This is a genomic window from Aquitalea sp. ASV15 (assembly GCF_016429115.1).
Taxonomy (GTDB): domain Bacteria; phylum Pseudomonadota; class Gammaproteobacteria; order Burkholderiales; family Chromobacteriaceae; genus Aquitalea; species Aquitalea magnusonii.
Map to the genome: position 1 here is coordinate 1 of NZ_JAELTZ010000025.1, position 21,066 is coordinate 21,066.

Sequence of the window (21,066 nt, forward strand, 5' to 3'; positions counted from 1 at the left end):
TACAAGCAGAATGTCGGCGGTTCGACTCCGTCAACGCCCACCAAGGTTTGGAGTGGTAGTTCAGTTGGTTAGAATACCGGCCTGTCACGCCGGGGGTCGCGGGTTCGAGTCCCGTCCACTCCGCCAATATCAGAAAAAGCAGCCTATGGCTGCTTTTTTGCATTTCCACCCACCCTCAGCCACACCAGTCTTCCTGCCACACTCCGTACCAGCCATCAACGCAAAAAACCCGGCATTGCCGGGTTTCGCCAGGCGATTGTGCGCAACACCACCAGCCACCACACGCATCGGGCGGCTGGTAATGGCGCAGCTCAATCCTTACGCATGGCCAGCCAAAGCTGCATGGCAATCACGCCGACAAAAAATACCGCCACCCAGAATGGCATGGCCTGCCCGAGGAAAGTCCAATCCACCTTGGCACACTCGCCACTGCCTTTGAACACCTTGGACAGCACATCCCACAAGGGAGAGGTTTCCATCAGGTAGTCCAGCCCAGGGCCGCAGGCGGGCACCTGATCTTCCGGCAGACTCTGCAACCACAGCTGCCGCACGGAAACCGCCCCGCCCGCCAGCGCAGCCAGCACGCCCAGCCCGGCCCACAGGCGATAGCCGCCACGACCGGGGTTATGCAAGGCCGCCAAGAGGGCAATCAGGCCGACGGCAATAACGCCAACGCGCTGAAAAATGCACAGCGGGCAAGGCTCCAGCTGCAAAACATACTGCGAATACAGGGCAAAGCCCATGGCGGCGGCACAGCCAGCCGCCACCAGAAAGAACCCTTGGCGGCGCGATAAACGAATACTCACAACATCCCCTTGTTTATGTTTTGGGCTGAAATACGAAAGCTCTGAGATTTTGCTACAGACTCAAAGTTCCAGAAATTGTTTGATGGCCTCACGCTGATTCAGCGCATCCTTGTAACCAAGCGCAATCAGGGCACGGCAATATCCCGGCTCAAACAGCAAATAGGTCGCCAGCGTCATGCCGCGCTGGCGCGTGCCCCCCGTCCCCTTCATCAGAAAGCGCAATACCGGCGGAAACTCATGGGCATACTGGTAAGCAATGCTTTCCAGCGATTTGCTGGGATTCAACATGAAAATGTCCACCTGCTTGAGGCTGGTTTGCGTGCACAGTTCCTGATGCCCCTCCAGCAAAGACACCGTGTGATTCACCCGCAACAAGCGCTCCATATCCATCGACATGCTGTCGATGAACACACTATTTAGCAGATGGCCGAATATCTGTGCCGGGCTGGGCGCCACCCCGGTGGTGCGGCGCTCGGCCCCTGCTGGCCGCTGACTGCTCAAGCCGACGATAAACAGCTTTTCCGCCCCCAGATGCAGGGCCGGCGACAAGGGGGCCATCTGCCGAATGGCGCCATCGCAATAATGCAGCTTGCCGATCTGGGTCGAGGGAAAGATCAGCGGAATGGCCGAGGTGGCCATCAAATGATCCAGCGAGATTTTCTCGCGCACGCCAATTCGCTGATGACGGGACCATTCGTTGATACCGGGCTGCCCCTCAAAAAAGGTCACCGACATACCGGTACTGAAACAGGAGGCGGTCAGGGCCAATGCCTGCAGGGCATGCTGCTGCAATGAATCCTGAATGCCATCCAGCGGCATGGTACGTGCCAGAAAATCACGCAATGGCGCATTATCCAGAAAGCTGCGCGGATTACGCCAGCCGCGGCCGCCAGTGGCGATGGAAATGCCAAAATGGAAAAAGGTCTTGAGAAAATAGGCCAGGCTGGCATCGTAAACATTATTGATGTGCAATTGCTTCCACATCTGGGCCAGATAGCGCACCGCCTGGCGATAATTTCCGGCACCGGCAGCCACTGCCACGGCATTGATGGCGCCAGCCGAAGTACCGCAGATGATGGGAAAGGGATTGCGTTCCGGCTCCGGCAGCAGACGCGAAATGGCCAGCAATACGCCCGCCTGATAGGCGGCACGGGCGCCGCCTCCCGACAGCACCAGACCGATCTTGCTCTTCCCCGCCATCTTGCACCTCGCTGTGGATGCATTAGTTGTTGTTATAGGCATAGCCGGAAAACGGCTGCTCTGACAAGCAGCCGCATCACATCAGCCTCAGTCTTCACCCGCCACGGTCATCGATTCGATCAACACCGAACCCATGACTTTGCCACCTCGTGCCAAGGTATCGGTGCCAACTGCCACCATGCGCTGGAACATTTCACGCAGATTGCCCGCGATGGTGATTTCCTCCACCGGATAGGCGATCACACCCTTTTCCACCCAAAAGCCGGCCGCGCCGCGCGAATAATCGCCGGTCACGGTATTGATGCCATGGCCCAGCAGCTCGGTGACCAGCAGCCCCGTCCCCACCTGCTGCAACAACTCGTCAAAGCTCTCACCCGTGCTGTGCACCAGCAGATTATGCGGGCCGCCGGCATTGCCGGTTGTCTGCAAACCGAGCTTGCGTGCCGAGTAGCTGGCCAGCATATAACCCTGCAATACCCCCTGATCCACCAGCCGCCGCGCCGAGGTTTCCACCCCTTCACTATCAAAGGCACCGCTCGACATGCCACGCAATACAAAGGGATCTTCATCCACCGTGATATTGGGATGGAAAATCTGCTGCCCCTGGCAATCCAGCAAGAAAGAAGACTTGCGGTACAAATTGCCCCCGCTGATCGCCGACACCAGGTGACCCAGCAAGGATGCCGCCACCGGCGCCTCGAACAGCACCGGGTACTGGCCGGTCTTTACCCGGCGCGCCGACAGGCGACGCACCGCCCGTTCACCGGCGATACGGCCGATCTTGCGCGGATCCTCCAGATCATCCGGGTGCCGCGCGGCCGAATACCAGTAATCGCGCTGCATCGAGCCGCCCTCTTCCGCCACCACCGCGGCAGAAATGCTGTGACGGCTGCCGGGATAACCCGCCAGGAATCCATTACTGTTGGCATAGATGAAATGACTGGCCTGCGCCGATACCGAAGCGCCTTCGGAATTGCGGATGCGCGCATCCACCGCCCTGGCAGCATCTTCACACTGCCGCGCCAGCTCGATGGCCTGCTCCACCGGCAGATTCCACGGGTGGAACAGATCCAGATCGGGAAAATCGGTGGCCAGCAACTGCCGGTCGGCCAGGCCGGAACACTCGTCCTCGGCAGTAAAGCGCGCAATATCCAGCGCGGCCTTCACCGTATCGCGCAGGGCTGTTTCGGAAAAGTCAGAGGTACTGGCATGGCCCTTTTTCTGCCCCAGGTACACGGTGACCGACACCCCCTTGTCCTGGTTGTACTCGATGGTTTCCACCTCGCCCAGCCGTACGCTGACCGTCTGACCCAGACCTTCGGAAACATCGGTTTCGGCGGCAGAAGCCCCATGCTGTTGCGCCAGCTCCAGTACACGACTGGCGATGCCTGCTAATACGTCTTTGCTGAAACTGAATGTGTTGTCTGCCAATGTCTTATCTACCATGATGTATTTTGCCTTGCCGATGCGGCGGCGCAGCCCGCCACCGCCGCCGCCGACGTGTTTGCACGGGAAGCGACACGTCTTTTCCGGTATCATACCAGCCTTGAAAACCGTAGAGACTTTTGAACGATGACTGATTACCAGGACGACAGCCTGCCTGACGGCATGATCAGCAAGTCCCAGCGCAAGCGCGACATGGACGCGCTGCAGGATCTGGGCAAGGAGCTGGTCGAACTCTCCAAGGATACGCTGAAGAAAATGCAGCTGCCGGAGGATTTGCTGACTGCCATTCTGGACTACAAACGCTTTACCGCCCATGGCGCACTGCGCCGCCAGCTGCAATACATCGGCAAGCTGATGCGCGACATCGACGCAGAGCCGATCCGCCAGTATCTGCTGGTGATCAAGGGCGAATCGTCCGAGCACATTGCCTGGCAACATTTGCTGGAACGCTGGCGCGAACGCCTGATGAGCGACGATAAAATGTCCGCCACCTTCATTAACGAATTTCCCGGCGTGGACCCACAACAACTGCGCACGCTGATTCGCAATGCCCGCAAGGAACAGGCCGAGAACAAGCCGCCCAAATCCTTCCGCCTGCTGTTCCAGCTGATCAAGCAAGCCATCCCCGAGCCGGGCAAGCCCCGGGTACAGCAGGATGAACAAGCACACGAATACGGAGAAGACGAGTAATGCTGAAGATAGGCCTGGTTTCAGTTTCGGATCGCGCCAGTAGCGGCGTTTACCAGGACCAGGGCATTCCGGCCCTGCAAGACTGGCTGACCCAGGCGCTGGCCAGCCCGTTCACCACTGTCACCCGGCTGATTCCGGACGAGCAGGCCGAGATCGAATCCACGCTGCGACAGCTGGTGGACGAGGAAGGCTGTCACCTGGTGCTGACAACCGGCGGCACCGGTCCGGCACCGCGCGATGTCACACCGGATGCCACCCTGGCAGTGGCCGACCGCGAAATGCCGGGCTTCGGCGAGCAAATGCGCCAGATCAGCCTGCGTTTTGTGCCGACGGCCATTCTGTCGCGCCAGGTCGGCGTCATTCGCAAAAGTACGCTGATCCTCAATCTGCCCGGCCAGCCCAAGGCAATCAAGGAAACTCTGGAAGGGCTGAAAGACCAACAGGGAGAAACACTGGTACCCGGCATTTTTGCTGCCATCCCCTACTGCCTCGACCTGATCGGCGGCCCCTATGTCGAAACCGTGCCGCAGATCGTCAAGGCATTCCGCCCCAAGTCGGCACAAAAACCCGCTTCGGCCTGATGTCCTACCGTGCCCCGGCCTGGCTGCCAGACGGCCATAGCCAAACCATCTGGCCAGCCCTGTTGCTGCGCACGCCACGGCCACCCTATCGTCGTGAACGATGGCCCACCCCGGACGGGGCCAGCATTGCACTGGACTTTGTCGATGGCCAGCCCGGCAGCCCGCTGGTCGTGCTGTTTCACGGTCTGGAAGGCAGCAGCGACAGTCACTACGCCCGTGCCTTGATGCAGGCAGTCGCCGCACGCGGCTGGCATGGCGTGGTGCCGCACTTTCGTGGCTGCGGCGGCATGGACAATCCCTTGCCGCGCGCCTACCACGCAGGGGATGCGGCGGAAATCCGCTGGATACTGCAGCGCTTGGCGCGGCGCCATCCGCTGATGGCGGTCGCGGCGGTATCACTGGGCGGCAGCATGCTGCTGAACTATCTGGCCGAAGAAGGCCCATTTGCCCTGCCTCGCGCCGCAGCCGCCATCTCGGCCCCGCTGGATCTGGTCGCGGCCAGCACCCGGCTCGACCGGGGCCTGGGCAGGTTGCTGTATACCCGCATGTTCATGAACACCCTCAAGCCCAAGGCACTGGCCACCCTGCGCCAGCATCCGGGCCTGTTCGACGCCGGCCGGGTACGCCGCGCCCGCACCTTTGTCGAATTCGATGATGCCGTCACCGCCCCGCTGCATGGCTATGGTACGGCGCTCAATTACTGGCAACGTGCCAGCAGCAAGCCACGTCTGCGCCAGATCAGCTGCCCCACCTTGATCCTGAATGCCCGCAACGACCCTTTCCTGCCGGCATCGGCCCTGCCAGCGGCAAACGAAGTCAGCCCGGCGGTGGTACTGGACTTTCCGCAGCATGGCGGGCATGTCGGCTTTGTCAGCGGCCGCTTTCCCGGTCATATTCACTGGCTGCCGCAGCGCCTGCTCGACTTCTTCCTGCCCCATCTGCAAAACAGCCCCGTCCAAGCAGACGCGGCCCCCCGCCCTTAGCAGCCACCCGGCCCATCAGCCCTGCTCCGGCAGCCAGGGCCGCTGCGGCATGATTGCCAAAGCCGGCACAGTTCTGCATGATGTCCGTTTTGGCTGAACGCATTACCACAGGCTTACAGAATGTCCGACATCCTCAATACCATCGTCGCCACCAAGCATCAGGAAGTGTCCGCTGCCCGGCAAACCTGCCCGCTGGCTGAAGTCCGCCATGCCGCCGAACTGCGCGCCACCGACAAGCGCGACTTTGTCGCCGCCATCCGCGCCAAGCATGCCTTGGGTCAGCCGGCAGTGATTGCCGAAATCAAGAAAGCCAGCCCGAGCAAGGGCGTGATTCGTGCCGACTTCGACCCGGCAGCCATTGCCGCCAGCTATGCCGCTGCCGGCGCAGCCTGCCTGTCGGTACTGACCGACAAGCAATATTTCCAGGGCGATGCCGCCTATCTGCAAGCCGCCCGTGCCGCCTGCCATTTGCCGGTGCTGCGCAAGGATTTCATGGTTGACGAATATCAGCTGTATGAGGCCCGCGCCATGGGTGCCGACTGCATCCTGCTGATTGCCGCCGCCCTGCCGCTGGCCCAGATGCGCGACTTCGAAGCCCTGTCACGCGAACTGGGCATGGCCGTGCTGGTGGAAGTCCACAATGAACAAGAACTGGAACAGGCGCTACAGCTGGATACCGAACTGATCGGCGTCAACAATCGCAATCTGCGCACCTTTGAAGTCAGCCTGACCACCACGCTGAAACTGCTGCCCGGCATCAGCAATGGCCGCATTGCGGTGACGGAAAGTGGCATTCTCACTGCCGATGACGTGCGCCTGATGCGCAGCCATCAGGTACACAGCTTTCTGGTGGGCGAAGCCTTCATGCGTCAGGACGACCCCGGCGCCGCCCTTGCCGGACTATTCTTTCCGCAGGACTGAAGCTTGCCATCCGTGCCGATGGCAATAGCAAAACGGCCACCCAAGCGGTGGCCGTTTTGTATTCCAGGGCAGCGTTTCAATAATCAGCACCCAGGTAGATATAGCCGCTGAGCTTGCCATTCTTGGCATTGCCCACCCCCAGAAAGAAGGGGCCAAAAATGGTATCCGCCGCCAGAAACACCGAACCGGCAGGAATCCATTGCGTCGTGCTGCCATCGAAGGGGTTGCCCCACACCCGGCCCACCTCGCCCGACATCCCAGCGTACAGACCGCTGCCCAGGGCGGATGGCAGCGAGGCCGCACGCCAGTACACCATCAGCCGTGACAGGGCCACCTTCTCGCCCAGCAACTCACCCGCCTGGTAGCCGGTCAGGTTGAGGAAGCCGCCCAACGACTCCAGCCGGTAGTCATCCGGCTTGCGATTGACAATGCCACGCGCCTTGCCGGTCAGCCGGAAGGTCAGATCGCCAAAGGTTTTCACCCCTTCCACCACCGCGTCATAGTCGCGGCTGGCGGTATAGCTGCCCATGGCCGGCAGGGACGAGGTCAGCACGACATTCATGAAATAGCCTGAGCGCGGCCAGCGCGGATTGTCAAACTGATCGAATACCAGTTTGCCACGCACCCCGGCGTAGCTGTGATTGATCGTGCCGTTCAACAGGGCGGAGTCGCCCAGTGACAGATAGCTTTCCACCCGAGAATCAAACAGCCCCAGTCGCAATTCACCATAACGGCCCAGCACCGTACCGACATCCGCATTGAACATGGTGATATCGTTGCTCACTTCGGCATATTTTATGTGATTGTCATCATAGAACGACAGCGGCTGCTGGTGATAACTGAGCGATGCCGCCGCAAACAAGGGGCTGTCATACGACCATGGCTGGTACAACTCGGTCTTGAACAGCTTGTCCTTGCCGATGACCATCTCGTTCCGCCATGAGCCACCGGCCGGATTCAGCCAGTTACGCTGGTGGGAAGCCAGGAAGCTGAAGTTGGAATCGCCCGGCGTCGAGCTATTGAGGCTCAGGCCGAAATGAACCGTATTGGGGCCAATATTCTTTTCCAGTGGCATCACGGTCATGATGTTGCGACCATTGCGCGCATCGATGGCGTAGCTGAGCTGGTCGTAATCACCCGCAGCAAACAGCGCGCGCAGCTTTTCGCGTACAGCGTCAACGGTCTGCCCCCCCTTCATGTCCGCCACGCTGCTGGCCAGACCATCCGCATTGACAAAGCGACTATCTGATTTTATCTGGATATCATCCACCACAGGATAGGCCGGCAGCTTCAAGCGCTCGCGCCATGCAGCATAGCGCTCGGCGCTCACTGAAAAGCGGCGCAGTGCCTGCTCCTGAGCCATGGCCGCCGCATTGCCACGCTGGATGATGGCCTGATTTTCCACGAAATCGGCCGCACCATAGCCATTCAGGTCCGGCCGGATCAGCACATCCTCCGGTTGCAGCAAGGCCATCTGCTCCCTGACATTACGGCTGACCATCAGGTTGGTGGTCTGCGCCACCACATCAAACAGGCTGTTGATCTGGTCCTTGCTTAAAGGCGGGGTACCGACATCCACCACAATCAGGTGTTGTGCACATTGCCGGGCATCCTGAATCGGCAGATTACGCGCCAGACCACCATCCACCAGCAGCCGGCCATCGGTTTCCACCAGATCGAACAAACCGGGCACGGCCATGCTGGCCCGCAAGGCCTGGGCCAGCGGCCCCTTGTCGAACACCACCGCCTCACCATTGGCCAGATCGGTGGCCACGGCACGGAAAGGAATCGGCAGTTTTTCGAAGCTATCCAGCTGGCGGTCACGGGTCAGCTTGCGGATGAACATCTCGATTTCCTGCGAGTTGATGGCACTGCGCGGCACACGCAGCTGCCCGTTCTGCAGGCCGAAGGTCACGTCGAGATAGTTTTTGTAATCATCACGCTTCTTGTCATAGGGAATGTCAGTCCGCGGCAGGCGCCCGGACAGCATCTGATCCCAGTTGGCATCACGAAAATCCGCTGCCATCTGATCCAGATCCAGGCCATTGGCATACATGCCACCTACCAGGGCCCCTGCGCTGGTGCCGGCAATGCAGCGGATGGGAATGTGCAGGCGCTGCAACTCCCGCAGCACCCCCAGGTGGGCAAATCCACGCGCCCCGCCACCGCCCAGCACCACGCCCACGCCTTCATCCGCAGCCAGTTCGAATGCACCGGCCTGCGGCGCAGCAAGCAAGATGGGCAGCGCCAGAATCAGCAGTTTCAGCGAAATTTTCAAAATTCTTTTTGTAGCAGGATGCATATTCAGTAAAAAACGGAAATTTACTATTTCACCTAAGCTGCACGGTGACGTAAGATATAGTGTCATACATTCGACAAAACATAGAGCCCAATAAAGCTTAAGGCACAATGTTCGATTTTAAATCTCTGGTCAGTTCCCTGCTCACTAAAAACTCCCTGGCAACCGGTATCGCCCAATCGGCGACCATGCTGGTGAGGGATTTGCCGCAGGCGGAATACTTTACTGCCCTGGTTGAAATCATCAAGGCCGTCTCCAAGATAAACGCGGATACCGATATCCCGTTGAAGGAGCGCATCAAGACCCTGGTCTATGTCGATGACAAGGCCCACAACATTCATCACCAGCTGTGCCAGGACTTTCTGGCCGCCGTGCCCGGCAGTAAAAACTATCTCCCCACCATTCTGGCCTTCTGGCACGAACTGGCCAATGCTTACCAGATTTGCCTGCGCCTGTATCAGGCCGCACCCAACAATGCCATGGAAGCCGATATCCGGCTGATCACCGCTCGCGGCCTGCATCACCAGATGCGGCTGATCGCCTGGAATTCGCTGCGCTATCTCAAACCGGAAGGCTCGGTCTGGCAACAAGGCTTCCGCTTCTACATGCAGGCGGAAGATGCCGGCGTTGCCCGCACCCCGCTGATGCTGTACCCCGATTCCACGGTGGAAGTCAGCTGTGAACAGCTGTTGTTACAGGGCTGCATGCTGTACTTGGCGCAGACCGACAATATGTTGCACCGCGAAATCATTGCCGTCGACCAGATGATGATGCCGCTCAGCCAGGGCATTCGCCTGGAAAAACAGCCGCCTGCGCAAGAACCGGTCTTTGTCATCAACCTGAGCATGCCGGAGCACCCGCAGCCACTGCTGCGCGGCATGGCCGGCAAATGGATGCGCTATTGGTCCACCAGCGATCTCACCAGCCGCCTGGCCGACCTGATGTTCGACCTGGAGCGCGCCATTCCCGCCTCGCTCAGGGCACTGGAGGCCAAGCTGGAGCGCGAAGAATGGCTGGCCTTGTGTGAAAAGCTGGCCATCCGCTGGTCGGATGATGGCGGCAAGTCGCTGCGCAAATCCGAGCGCTCGCTGCACAGCTCCAACGCCCAGGTGACCATCGGCTTCGAACGGGTGGCCTTTACCGTCAAGATTCAGGACATCGAAAACAACCAGGACACGCCTTCCCAGGAATGGAAAGTCAACGACATCAGCAGCAGCGGCATGGGGCTGACTTTCGTTGGCAAGAGTCTGGAACAGCTGGCCATCGGCCGTCTGATACTGGTAAAAACCGAGAGCCATCCCTTGTTGCTGGGTGCCATTCGGCGCATCCTGCGCCAGCAGAATGGCACCAAGGTCGGCATCGAAATCCTGGGACAGAGTCCGGTCGGGGTATCCTTGAGCGACCCCGCCGGCAATCGTGACCAGCCGGTCACCGCCATTTACATTACCCAACCGAACTCGCGCAAGAGCCAGCGCTGGTTCCTGATGCCCAAGCATCTGGCCGAGCCTGGGCGTGAGCAGGTCCTCACTGCACAGGGCAAGTCCTATCTGATTCGCCTGAAAAATCCGCAGCAGGAATTCGAGGATTGCAGCAATAGCGATTTCGACACCCTGTCCAAGGTGGACTGACAGCCAAGCCATGCAGCCCGCCCCGGCTGCCAGCGCCGCGCTTCTCGGCACACCACAGACAAAAACGCCCGCAATCGCGGGCGTTTTGGCGTGCAGCAGGCAGAGCCTTACAGTACTTCGATAATACCCGCCGCACCCATGCCGGTACCGATACACATGGTGACCATGCCATAGCCTTGCTGACCGGCATTGCGCATGCCATGCACCAGTGTGGCAGTACGGATGGCACCCGTCGCCCCCAGCGGGTGACCCAGCGCAATGGCCCCGCCATGCGGGTTGATCTTGCTGGTATCCAGCTCCAGATCACGGGTCACTGCCAGCGCCTGTGCGGCAAAGGCTTCGTTGAGCTCAATCCACTTCAGCTCATCCTGGGTGATGCCGGCTTGCTGGCAAGCGGCCGGAATGGCTTCCTTGGGGCCAATACCCATGATTTCCGGCGGCACACCCTTCACGGCAAAGGTCACGTAGCGCGCCAGCGGCACCAGGTTGAACTCCTTGAGCACGCGCTCGGATACCAGAATCACTGCACCGGCACCGTCGGACATTTGCGAAGAGTTACCGGCAGTCACCGAACCCTTGGCATCGAACACGGTTTTCAGCTTGGCCAGGCCTTCCAGCGTGGTCTCGCGACGCGGACCTTCGTCGGTATCCAGCAGCTTGGTCTTGCTGATGACTTCACCGGTTTCCAGGTTCGGCGTGCGATAGGTGACCTCCAGCGGGGTGATTTCGCTCTTGAAGGCACCGGAATCGATGGCGGCAATGGCACGGCGATGCGACTCGACGGCAAAAGCGTCCTGGTCTTCACGCGATACGCCCCACTGCTGGGCCACTTTTTCCGCGGTCAGACCCATGCCATAGGCGATGGCAAAGTTTTCATCCTTGGCGAAGATTTCCGGGTTCAGCGACACCTTGTTACCCATCATCGGCACCAGCGACATCGACTCGGCACCGGCCGCGATCACCACGTCAGCCTCACCCAGACGGATGCGGTCAGCCGCCATCTGCACGGCGTTGATACCGGACGAGCAGTAACGGTTGATGGTGATACCACCCACGGTATTGGGCAGACCTGCCAGCAATACGCCGATACGCGCCATGTTCAGGCCCTGCTCCGCTTCCGGGAAAGCGCAACCCACCACGCAGTCGGAAATCAGCTTGGGGTCCAGTGTCGGCACCTGGGCCAGCGCGCCGGTAATCACATGCGCCAGCATGTCATCCGGGCGCACATGGCGCATCATGCCACGCGGTGCTTTGCCCACCGGGGTACGGGTGGCAGCGACGATATAGGCTTCCTGTACTTGCTTAACCATTTTTTCAATCTCCTGGCAGCCGACGGCTCCGCCCCTCGCGGCCGTCGGACTGATGCATTGTTTCGTATTAGTTGCGCAGCGGTTTGCCGGTGGTGAGCATATTGGCAATGCGGTCCTGGGTTTTGGAATTTTGCAGCAGGGTCATGAAGGCCTTGCGTTCCAGATCCAGAATCCACTGCTCGTTCACCAGCGTACCGGCCTCAACATCACCACCGGTCATGACGTCGGCGATTTGCGAAGCAATGAAGAAGTCATGCTGGGAGATGAAGTGCCCTTCCAGCATATTGATCAGCGAGCCCTTGATCGAGGCGGCACCAGAACGGCCAGCCACCGGGAAGCCCTTCACTTTCAGCGGCGGACGATAGCCGGATTCGGCCATGGCCAGCGCTTGTTGCTTGGCGACATACAGCAGCTCGTAGGCATTGAATACCACCGGGTCACCCTTGCGGAAGAAGCCGATTTCCTGCGCTTCCTGACCGCTGGTGGCGACCTTGGCGGTGGCAACGGCCATGAAGTAATCCTTCAGCGCGGCCAGCACATCGCCCTTGGCTTCCTGTGCGGCACGCAGGGCAAACTCCTTGCAACCACCACCGCCCGGCAGCAGGCCAACACCCACTTCCACCAGGCCGACATAGGATTCCAGTGCGGCCACGGTCTTGTCGCAGTGCATGGCAAACTCGCAGCCACCGCCGAAGACATAGCCCTGGGTTGCCGCCACGGTAGGCACCTGGCTGTAACGCAGGCGCATCGAGGTGTCCTGGAAGCGGCGCACGGTCGCGTCAATGGCCGCCCAGTCGCCGGTCATGAAGGCCGGCAGCATGGATTGCAGGTCGGCACCAACCGAGAACGGCTCTTCGGTCTGCCAGATCACCAGACCCTTGAAACGGTCTTCGGCGATATCCAGCGCAGTGTTCAAGCCAGTGATGACATCCGGCCCGATCGCATGTGCCTTGGACTTGAAGGACACCACCAGAATGTCGTCGCCGGTAGTGAAGGCACGCACGCCATCGTTTTCGAAGACGGTTTCGCCCAGCGGGGCAACAGCCTCGCCCAATACGCGGGCCGGAGCCAATTGACGCTGATACACGTCCAGCGTGGAGCGACCGATCAGAGTCTGCCCGGCAGCATTGTAGGAGCCATTGGCAAAATGCACGCCGGCACGGTCAGCCTGCAAGGCCCAGTCCGGCAAAGCAGCCGCGGACAAGCTCTTGCCCGCCTTGATGTCTTCATCAATCCACTGTGCCAACTGTTGCCAGCCGGCAGCCTGCCAGGTTTCAAACGGGCCGACCGACCAGCCAAAACCCCAGCGAATGGCAAAGTCCACATCACGGGCGCAATTGGCAATATCAGCCAGGTGGTAGGAAATGTAATGGAACACATCGCGGAAGCAGGCCCACAGGAACTGCGCCTGCGGATGTTCGCTGGCACGCAGCTGACGGAATTTTTCCGCCGGATCGGCAATCTTCAGGATGTCCTTGACCGCGTCATCACCCTTCTGCCCGGCACCAACGTATTCTCCGCTAGCCGCGTCGAAGACGAACATTTTCTTGCCGTCTTTCTTGTAGATGCCCACCTTGCTCTTGGCACCCAATGCACCGGCGGCAATCAGCTTCTGCAGCCATTCCGGCGACTTGAACAGGCCATGCCACGGATCGCCCGGCAGGGTGTCATCCATGGTTTTCACCACATGCGAGAAGGTATCCAGACCCACGACGTCCGCCGTGCGGAAGGTGGCGGATTTGGGACGACCGAGGCGCGGGCCGGTCAGGTCGTCGACAATATCAAAGCGGATGCCGAATTTTTCGGCATTGGCAATGGTCGCCAGCATGGAGAACACACCGATGCGGTTGGCGACAAAGTTGGGGGTATCCTTGGCACGGACCACACCCTTGCCCAGGGTGGTGACCAGGAAACGCTCCAGATTATCCAGAATGCCCGCATCCGACGTTACGCACGGGATGATCTCGACCAGATGCATGTAACGCGGCGGGTTGAAGAAGTGCACGCCGCAGAAGCGCGGACGCACCGAATCAGGACAGCTCTCGGCCAGCTTGTTGATCGACAGACCGGAGGTGTTGGTAGCGAAAATGGTGTGCTCGCCCAGGTGCGGCGCCACTTTGTGATACAGATCTGCCTTCCAGTCCATGCGCTCGGCAATGGCTTCGATGACGATATCGCAGTCTTTCAGCAGATGCAGATGGTCTTCGTAATTGGCCGGCTCGATATAGCCCACGGCATCCTTGTTGGACAACGGCGACGGCTTGAGCTTTTTCAGGCCATCCAGCGCCTTGAGCACGATGCCATTTTTATTACCTTCTTTGGCCGGCAGGTCGAACAGAATGGTCGGCACCTTGGCATTGACCAGATGCGCGGCAATCTGCGCACCCATCACGCCAGCACCCAGTACCGCCACCTTGCGTACGTTGAACTTGGTTTGAGACATGGTTTCCTCGTTATGTTGAAACTCATCAATCATGGGGCAGGCCCCTCATGCCTGCCTTGCTGTCGGGTCATGGCAAAACAAGCCGCCATGACCCTGCCACGCCTCTAAACCTTGATTATCCGTTTAGAAGCTGTAGTTGTACTGCAGACCAAGGAATTGCAGATTGGTCTTGTAGCTGCCGACCGTAGTTTCACCGTTACCAGTGCAAGTCGTGCTATTCGGGTTGCAGCCATCTTTGTAATTGATATCCGCATTTTTGAAGAATACATAGGAATACGCAACGTCAATCGATGACTGCTTGCTGAGTTTGTAATTGGCGCCAAAGGAAAGCCAGTAACGATCACTATCTGGCAGGGCCGGATGACGTAAATCGTCATTTTTAACTGGTGATTGGTCATAGGCGACACCCGTGCGCAAGGTCAGCGCATCACTGTAGTGATAATTGCCACCGAAGGACAATTTGAAGGTATCGCGCCAACCTTGTTTGATCACCAGATCGCCCTCACCTGGCTGGCTGAACTTGATATCGATGCTGTCCATGCGCGAATGCCGCGTCCAGGTCAGGTCTGCCATCAAGTCAACCTTGTCATTCAGCTTATGGAAAGTATTGGCTGAAATCGATTCCGGGGTATCTACCGTAACAGAACCGCCAGAAGAAACATGGCCAAGTTGTTTAGCCAAACTCTGAATGGTGGCATTAATTACCGGATCGGTACTTACATTATTGAAATTCCAGTTCGCACTTCCATCAAGTTTATGATGGATATTTGAACGATACGCAAGGCCAAACCGGGTATTTTCGTTCATTTGGAACATATAGCCCAAGTTCACACCATAACCCCAGCCATCTGCATCCAAAGACGCCTGACCCGGCTGCACGCTGCCGAGTTTGGCAGGGTTGCCACCTGCACTAACAATCTGACTGATGATCTCCGATTGTTGTGCAGCTGGCAGCGAGCTAAAACCACCGGCCACATCCACAGCCTTGCTCAAGGTAGCTTTCATATATTGAGCAGAAATACCCGCGCCAAATGAATGGTGCTCATCCAGCTTGAAAGATACCGAAGGGTTAAAGTTCAGTGTTTCCAGCTTGATGCTTTCCAGCGCATAACGGCCCGCCCAGGTATTGCCATAATCCAGCTGAGCACCGAATGGTACAAAAATACCAAGACCAACAGTCCACTTATCGTTCAATTGGTGCGTGGCATAGAACGACGGTGCAACAACATAGTCAGGAGCGAAATTACCGCCATTATCCCCTTTAATAGCAGTGCCATTAACATTCTTGGAACCCTTGTCGGTATATTCCGAGTCCGGCACCACCAGGGTCAGACCACCGGAGAAATTGGTGCCAGTCAAACGCGACATGCCAGCCGGGTTGTAAAAAATGGTTGATGCATCAGCAGCTTCTGCGCCGTTGGCAAATGCCGTGCCTTGCGCGGAAACGCTTTGCGAGCCGAAGTGGTAACCGGAAGCCAGTGCTGTGGAAGAGAACGCCCCGACGGCAACTCCCATGAGCATCACGGATTGGCTGAGGTGCTTGAGTTTCATGTTATCCCTCTCTGCGAATATATCTGTATGTAGTCCTAGTCGCTTTTTATGTCCGTATTGCTACGGATCATTTTGGATACTACCAGAGAATTAGAGCATGTCCACTAAAATAAGAGCGTTTGTTCCAAACGATCGTTTCACACAACAAACAAGCAACAAAAAGCATTAAACTCAAGCAACTTCTGCCAAATTACGCGATTTACCATCCATATCCACAGCAACAAATGTTGCAATCACCTCTGTCACGAACACCAGTTCGCCATCCAGCCTTTCCGCCTCCACGGCAATCTTCAGCGTGACCGACTTTTGCCCCACACGCAGCCTTTCCACATAAAGATTGACCACATCCCCCAATAAAATGGGGTGGGTAAACTGGAATGCATTTACCGCCACTGTCGCCACCGGACCACGCGCCAGGCGCTCGGCATCCAGGCTGCCGGCCAGATCGATCTGTCCCATCAACCAGCCGGCCTGCACCTTGCCATAGGCATTGGTGGCCGTCGGCAGGGCACGCACCCGCAAAGTGGGAAAACGCTGTGTATTGCTATCCATGTGGCGCTCCTGGTGATCGCTCAGCAAAGAAGCCGCCCGGCAGCTTCTTGACTGAACGGCCGGACGCAAGCATCCGGCACTTCATTCAGTGTAGAGAATGGATTCAGAAAATGTGCCGCTGCAACAGCGCATCGTCATGACGTTCCAGGGCCATGTCGAAATCATCCACCATGATGACATCACGCTTGAGCTTGCGGGCCCTGGCCACGGCATCGAATTCGGCCTGGGTGACCAGACCGGCCTGCAAGGCTTCTTGCAGACGCTCCCTGGCGGTAATCGTGCGGAACTTGCCTTCACGCGCCAGCTTGCGCAGCTTCTGTTCCACCGGCTCAGTAGCCAGAATCGCCGTCAGCGCATGCTGCAGCACACCTACCGCATCTTCCTCGGAAGGCGGCACATACATGCCACGCGTCAGCCGCTCGCGCATGCCGCCCGGCTCCATCATGGCGCGGGCCACCTTGGTGCCAATACGGTCGGAAGCAGGCTTGAGCGTGAGACCCCACGGGAAGATGATCTTGCGCAGCACCCAGGCCAGACCACGGCTCGGCAGGTTGGCCAGAAAACCATCCATGGCCGTCTGCAAATCGAACAGCGCGTTTTCCACTGCCCAGCGCAGCACGGCCAGATCTTGCTTCTGCGCACCTTCGCGCTCGAAACGCTTGAGGCAGGCAGTGGCGATATACAGATTGGACAACATGTCACCCAGACGGGCCGACAGCTTTTCGCGGAATTTCAGCGAACCACCCAGGCTGAACATGGCCATGTCAGACAGCAAGGCAAAGGCACTGGAGAAACGGGTGATCTGCTTGTAATAGCGCGCCGTCTCGCCGCCACGCGGCGCGCCGGCAAAGCGTGCGCCGGTCAGGCCCAGCCACAGCGAACGGAACACATTGCTGATCACGAAGTTGATGTGACCGGTAATGGCACGATCAAACTCGGCGCCATCATTGGCCATGGCCGCCTTCATTTCACGCAGTACAAAGGGATGGCAGCGAATGGCACCCTGGCCATAAATAATCATGGAGCGCGTCAGGATATTGGCGCCTTCCACGGTAATACCGATGGGAATGGACTGATAGGCACGCGCCAGGTAATTGCGCGGACCCAGTACCACCGCCTTGCCGCCATGGATGTCCATGGCGTCATTGATGGTTTTGCGCATGCGCTCGGTGTTGTGATACTTCAGCACAGCGGACAGCACGGACGGCTTTTCACCCATGTCCAGACCGGTCAGCGCCAGGTCCTGCGAGGCTTCCATCTGGTAGGTGTAGCCACCGATGCGTGCCATGGCTTCGTCCACCCCTTCGAACTTGCCGATGGGCAGGCCAAACTGGTCGCGGATGCGGGCATAAGCACCGGTAGTGAAGGTGGTCACCTTGCCGCAGGCCACCGACATTGCCGGCAGGGAAATGCAGCGCCCCACCGACAGGCACTCCACCAGCATGCGCCAGCCCTGACCGGCGAATTCACGACCACCGATGATCCATTCCAGCGGGATGAACACATCCTTGCCCCAGGTCGGGCCATTCATGAACGCGGCGCCACCCGGGAAGTGACGACGGCCAATGCACACCCCTTCATGCTCGGTGGGCACCAGCGCGCAGGTGATGCCGATTTCTTCCTTGTCACCCAGCAGGTGATCAGGGTCGTACATCTTGAATGCCAGACCCAGAATGGTGGCCACCGGCGCCAGGGTGATCCAGCGCTTTTCCCAGCTGACGCGCAGGCCCAGCACGTTTTCATGGCGCTCGCCACTACGCGGGTCGGTATAGCCACCCCGGCAGACAATGCCATAGTCAGGAATGCTGCCCGCATCGGAACCGGCATACGGGCTGGTCAGGGCAAAGCACGGCACCTCGACACCCTTGGCCAGGCGCGGCAGGTAGTAGTCTTTTTGTGCTTCGGTGCCGTAGTGCTGCAGCAATTCGCCCGGCCCGAGCGAGTTGGGCACCATCACCGACACGGCAGCAGAACCACCGCGGGTGGCGATTTTGGTGACCACCTTGGCGTGGGCATAGTTGGAGAATTCCAGACCGCCATATTTCTTTTTGACAATCATGCCAAGGAAGCCATTGTCCTTGATGAACTGCCATACTTCAGGCGGCAAGTCCTTCAATTCGTGGGTGATCTTCCAGTCATCGATCATCGAGCACAGTTGCTCGGTGGGGCCATCCAGAAAGGCTTGTTCTTCCGCACTCAGCTTGGCATCCGGAAAGGACAGCAGGCGCTGGTAATCCGGCTTGCCGGAAAACAGGTCACGGTCCCACCATACGGTGCCGGCATTGATCGCCTCTTGCTCGGTTTGCGACATCGCCGGGGTGATTTTCTTGAACACCCCGAATACCGGTCCGGTAAACAGTGCGCGACGCAGCGGCACGATATTCAGCACGGCCGCCAGCACGGCGAAAACGCCCCAGGCGGCAGCCGACACCGGGCAGCCAAAAGCGAATTGCAGAGCAGCCAGCCAGGCCACCAGCACCACGGTCCACGCCAGAACCGGCGCGCGATAATACGCCAACGCACCAATCAGTGCGATGAGAAGAACAGCAGCTAACATTGTGATTTACCCTCGTGTTGACCCTGCTTAACCTTCGACAGGCGAGACCAACCCGGCAACCACAAACGGCACAAGATACTTCACAATCATGTCGGGATCCCGCGCGGTAACGATCTGGCTGCGAGTGAAAATCTTCAGCACATCATTACCGGCAAAGGCATTGAACATGACACTGAATGCGAAGTGCATCCGCCAGGCCAACTCCTCAACCCCAAGCTGCGGCAGCGCATGATGAAAGGCGCGCGAGTAGCGTTGCACGAACACACTGTATTGCTGCGAGATGGTTTCGCGCAGCAGGCGGTGGTTTTCCACCAGCGTGCGCGACAGAAGTCTGACAAACAGGGCCCCGCCCCTCGCAGGGTCCTTGGACAGCGCCAGACACGGACGGATGAATGTCGTGACCAGGCTTTCCACTGACAGCTTCTCTTCTCTTGTCTCCAGCTCATCCAGCTCTGCCAGGCAGGACGCAATCAAGGGCGCCAGCCTGCGCATGAACACGGCTTCAAACAGTGCATCCTTTGAGCCGAAGTGATAATTCACTGCGGCCAGGTTGACTTCGGCCTGCTGAGTAATCATGCGAAGCGAGGTAGCCTCGAAACCGTGCTCCACGAACAGCCGCTCGGAAACGTCCAGAATTCGCGTTGCCGTATCCGGGCGGCTGGCTTCCATGTTCTCTTGTGCCTTTTTTGTACTTGCAGGGTATTTGGTCTTGTCCATCTCAGCTTTCGAACAAGCGTTTCAAACTTACGTTTTAATTTGATCAGTGTCAAGAAAATCATCCGCTCCGTCACTGCGGATTTTCTCGCCACCATCGCGAAAACGGCAGTCTAAGTCTAGACTGCCGTTCGTTTGAATGAAACGCAGGGTTTATTGTTTAGTCAAGCCCACGTGCCAGATCGGCCTGCAGGTCGGCAATATTTTCCAGACCCACCGCGACACGAATCAAACCCTCTTCGATGCCGGCTTTCAGCCTGACCTCAGGGGCGACACGCGCATGGGTGGTCGATGCCGGGTGGGTAATTGTACTCTTTACATCGCCCAGATTGGCAGTACGCGAGATCAGTTGCACGCCATCCACCAACTTCCAGGCAGCGGCACGCCCTCCCTTAACCACGAAGGACACCACGGCCCCGCCGCCACGCTGCTGACGGGTAGCCAGCGCATGCTGGGGATGGCTGGCCAGACCGGGGTAATACACACGCTCGACCGCCGGGTGCGCTTCCAGCCACTGCGCCAGCTGCAGGGCGTTGGCGCTGTGTTTTTCCATGCGCAGCGACAGCGTCTCCAGGCCGGACAGCAGCACCCAGGCATTGAACGGCGCCAGGGTCGGACCGGCCGTGCGCACATGCAGATAAACCTGCTCCACCAGGGCATGGCTGCCCACTACCGCTCCCCCCATCACACGGCCATGACCATCCAGATACTTGGTGGCCGAGTGCATCACCAGATCAGCACCCAGTTTGAGCGGCTGCTGCAGCGCCGGCGAACAGAAACTGTTATCCACCACCAGCAAGGCATCATGCTGGTGAGCAATGGCCGCCACTGCGGCGATATCGGCGATTTCGGTCAGCGGATTGGAGGGGGTTTCCAAAAAGAACAGCTTGCTGTTCGGCTTGACCGCAGCCTCCCAGGCCGCCAGATCGGTCGCATTGACAAAGGTGGTTTCCACGCCGAACTTTGCCAGCAAGCCGGCAAACAGATTGGTAGTGGAGCCAAACAGGCTTTGCGAGGAAACGATATGATCGCCCGCCTTGAGCAGGCTCATCATGATGGCCTGGATGGCCGCCATGCCGGTGGCCGTGGCAATGGCGCGTTCGCCGCCTTCCATCAGCGCCAGCCGCTGCTGGAAGGCAGTGACCGTGGGATTGGTGAAACGGGAATAGGTATAGCCTTCGATTTCGCCCATGAACATGGCGGCAGCCTGCGCGGCCGATTCATAGCAAAAGCTGGAAGTAAGGTGCAGCGCCTGGCTGTGCTCGCGATAGTCGCTGCTTTCACGACCGCCACGGATCGCCAGCGTCTCGGCGTGGTATTGCTCCGGGGTATTTTCAACTGACATGATGATTCTCGGGTCTTGTTATCGGCTGCGGGTCACCATG

16 protein-coding genes and 1 tRNA gene are annotated in these 21,066 nt (G+C 58.7%); 6 read left to right on the forward strand and 11 right to left on the reverse strand.

Annotated features, from left to right (window positions below; all coding sequences use genetic code 11):
* Nucleotides 1-49 precede the first annotated feature (49 nt).
* Nucleotides 50-126 (forward strand) — tRNA-Asp (locus tag JHD64_RS12425).
* A gap of 185 nt (nucleotides 127-311) precedes the next feature.
* Here JHD64_RS12425 and JHD64_RS12430 read toward each other — a convergent pair.
* The 3 genes from JHD64_RS12430 to pmbA all read right to left on the reverse strand — a co-directional run bounded on the left by JHD64_RS12430 (nucleotide 312) and on the right by pmbA (nucleotide 3,452).
* Nucleotides 312-806 carry a disulfide bond formation protein B gene (locus JHD64_RS12430; protein WP_239688858.1) on the reverse strand — a complete coding sequence of 165 codons (495 nt, stop codon included), beginning with the start codon at nucleotides 804-806 and terminating at the stop codon, nucleotides 312-314.
* A gap of 60 nt (nucleotides 807-866) precedes the next feature.
* A complete protein-coding gene (locus tag JHD64_RS12435; RefSeq protein ID WP_199053421.1) occupies nucleotides 867-2,006 on the reverse strand; it encodes a patatin-like phospholipase family protein in 1,140 nt (379 codons plus the stop codon).
* Nucleotides 2,007-2,093: 87 nt separating this feature from the next.
* Nucleotides 2,094-3,452 (reverse strand): metalloprotease PmbA, encoded by a 1,359-nt coding sequence (pmbA, locus tag JHD64_RS12440; protein ID WP_170124150.1) that lies wholly within the window; start codon nucleotides 3,450-3,452, stop codon nucleotides 2,094-2,096.
* 126 nt (nucleotides 3,453-3,578) lie between these two features.
* Here pmbA and yjgA point away from each other — a divergent pair, with 126 nt between their 5' ends.
* From yjgA to trpC, 4 genes are all read left to right on the forward strand, one after another.
* Nucleotides 3,579-4,142, forward strand: a complete 564-nt coding sequence (yjgA, locus tag JHD64_RS12445) for a ribosome biogenesis factor YjgA (RefSeq protein WP_199053422.1) — start codon at nucleotides 3,579-3,581, stop codon at nucleotides 4,140-4,142.
* Nucleotides 4,142-4,723, forward strand: a complete 582-nt coding sequence (gene mog / locus JHD64_RS12450) for a molybdopterin adenylyltransferase (protein WP_199053423.1) — start codon at nucleotides 4,142-4,144, stop codon at nucleotides 4,721-4,723. Before yjgA ends, mog begins: the two co-directional genes overlap by 1 nt.
* Entirely contained in the window at nucleotides 4,723-5,706 is a 984-nt protein-coding gene (locus JHD64_RS12455) for a YheT family hydrolase (protein WP_199053424.1), read from the forward strand. The genes mog and JHD64_RS12455 overlap by 1 nt, the downstream gene beginning before the upstream one ends.
* A 120-nt stretch (nucleotides 5,707-5,826) precedes the next feature.
* Complete coding sequence (trpC, locus tag JHD64_RS12460) at nucleotides 5,827-6,627, forward strand: indole-3-glycerol phosphate synthase TrpC (RefSeq protein WP_059286090.1); 801 nt, start codon at nucleotides 5,827-5,829, stop codon at nucleotides 6,625-6,627.
* A gap of 76 nt (nucleotides 6,628-6,703) precedes the next feature.
* Here trpC and JHD64_RS12465 read toward each other — a convergent pair whose 3' ends face one another.
* Nucleotides 6,704-8,905, reverse strand: a complete 2,202-nt coding sequence (locus tag JHD64_RS12465) for a patatin-like phospholipase family protein (RefSeq protein WP_199053425.1) — start codon at nucleotides 8,903-8,905, stop codon at nucleotides 6,704-6,706.
* Nucleotides 8,906-9,114: 209 nt separating this feature from the next.
* Here JHD64_RS12465 and JHD64_RS12470 point away from each other — a divergent pair, with 209 nt between their 5' ends.
* Nucleotides 9,115-10,554, forward strand: a complete 1,440-nt coding sequence (locus JHD64_RS12470) for a PilZ domain-containing protein (RefSeq protein WP_233170477.1) — start codon at nucleotides 9,115-9,117, stop codon at nucleotides 10,552-10,554.
* A gap of 107 nt (nucleotides 10,555-10,661) precedes the next feature.
* Here the strand turns inward: JHD64_RS12470 and JHD64_RS12475 are convergent, their stop codons facing one another.
* From JHD64_RS12475 to JHD64_RS12505, 7 genes are all read right to left on the reverse strand, one after another.
* Complete coding sequence (locus JHD64_RS12475; protein WP_199053426.1) at nucleotides 10,662-11,864, reverse strand: acetyl-CoA C-acyltransferase; 1,203 nt, start codon at nucleotides 11,862-11,864, stop codon at nucleotides 10,662-10,664.
* A gap of 67 nt (nucleotides 11,865-11,931) precedes the next feature.
* On the reverse strand, nucleotides 11,932-14,307 hold the full coding sequence (locus tag JHD64_RS12480) for a 3-hydroxyacyl-CoA dehydrogenase/enoyl-CoA hydratase family protein (protein ID WP_199053427.1): 2,376 nt from the start codon (nucleotides 14,305-14,307) through the stop codon (nucleotides 11,932-11,934).
* A gap of 123 nt (nucleotides 14,308-14,430) precedes the next feature.
* Nucleotides 14,431-15,858 carry an OmpP1/FadL family transporter gene (locus JHD64_RS12485; protein ID WP_199053428.1) on the reverse strand — a complete coding sequence of 476 codons (1,428 nt, stop codon included), beginning with the start codon at nucleotides 15,856-15,858 and terminating at the stop codon, nucleotides 14,431-14,433.
* Nucleotides 15,859-16,029: 171 nt separating this feature from the next.
* Nucleotides 16,030-16,437 carry an acyl-CoA thioesterase gene (locus JHD64_RS12490; RefSeq protein ID WP_233170478.1) on the reverse strand — a complete coding sequence of 136 codons (408 nt, stop codon included), beginning with the start codon at nucleotides 16,435-16,437 and terminating at the stop codon, nucleotides 16,030-16,032.
* A gap of 76 nt (nucleotides 16,438-16,513) precedes the next feature.
* Complete coding sequence (locus JHD64_RS12495) at nucleotides 16,514-18,967, reverse strand: acyl-CoA dehydrogenase (RefSeq protein WP_199053429.1); 2,454 nt, start codon at nucleotides 18,965-18,967, stop codon at nucleotides 16,514-16,516.
* A gap of 27 nt (nucleotides 18,968-18,994) precedes the next feature.
* Nucleotides 18,995-19,636: a TetR/AcrR family transcriptional regulator gene (locus JHD64_RS12500; protein ID WP_059286095.1), complete on the reverse strand. Its 642-nt coding sequence runs from the start codon at nucleotides 19,634-19,636 to the stop codon at nucleotides 18,995-18,997.
* 205 nt (nucleotides 19,637-19,841) lie between these two features.
* A complete protein-coding gene (locus JHD64_RS12505; protein WP_059286096.1) occupies nucleotides 19,842-21,026 on the reverse strand; it encodes an O-succinylhomoserine sulfhydrylase in 1,185 nt (394 codons plus the stop codon).
* Between the last annotated feature and the right edge of the window lie 40 nt (nucleotides 21,027-21,066).

Coding starts and splice junctions, on each gene's coding strand:
- JHD64_RS12435 (WP_199053421.1), bottom strand. CDS start 2,006: ATGGCGGGGAAGAGCAAGATCGGTCTGGTGCTGTCGGGAGGCGGCGCC.
- pmbA (WP_170124150.1), bottom strand. CDS start 3,452: ATGGTAGATAAGACATTGGCAGACAACACATTCAGTTTCAGCAAAGAC.
- JHD64_RS12500 (WP_059286095.1), bottom strand. CDS start 19,636: ATGGAAGCCAGCCGCCCGGATACGGCAACGCGAATTCTGGACGTTTCC.
- mog (WP_199053423.1), top strand. CDS start 4,142: ATGCTGAAGATAGGCCTGGTTTCAGTTTCGGATCGCGCCAGTAGCGGC.
- JHD64_RS12495 (WP_199053429.1), bottom strand. CDS start 18,967: ATGTTAGCTGCTGTTCTTCTCATCGCACTGATTGGTGCGTTGGCGTAT.
- yjgA (WP_199053422.1), top strand. CDS start 3,579: ATGACTGATTACCAGGACGACAGCCTGCCTGACGGCATGATCAGCAAG.
- JHD64_RS12475 (WP_199053426.1), bottom strand. CDS start 11,864: ATGGTTAAGCAAGTACAGGAAGCCTATATCGTCGCTGCCACCCGTACC.
- JHD64_RS12505 (WP_059286096.1), bottom strand. CDS start 21,026: ATGTCAGTTGAAAATACCCCGGAGCAATACCACGCCGAGACGCTGGCG.
- JHD64_RS12455 (WP_199053424.1), top strand. CDS start 4,723: ATGTCCTACCGTGCCCCGGCCTGGCTGCCAGACGGCCATAGCCAAACC.
- JHD64_RS12480 (WP_199053427.1), bottom strand. CDS start 14,307: ATGTCTCAAACCAAGTTCAACGTACGCAAGGTGGCGGTACTGGGTGCT.
- trpC (WP_059286090.1), top strand. CDS start 5,827: ATGTCCGACATCCTCAATACCATCGTCGCCACCAAGCATCAGGAAGTG.
- JHD64_RS12470 (WP_233170477.1), top strand. CDS start 9,115: ATGCTGGTGAGGGATTTGCCGCAGGCGGAATACTTTACTGCCCTGGTT.
- JHD64_RS12485 (WP_199053428.1), bottom strand. CDS start 15,858: ATGAAACTCAAGCACCTCAGCCAATCCGTGATGCTCATGGGAGTTGCC.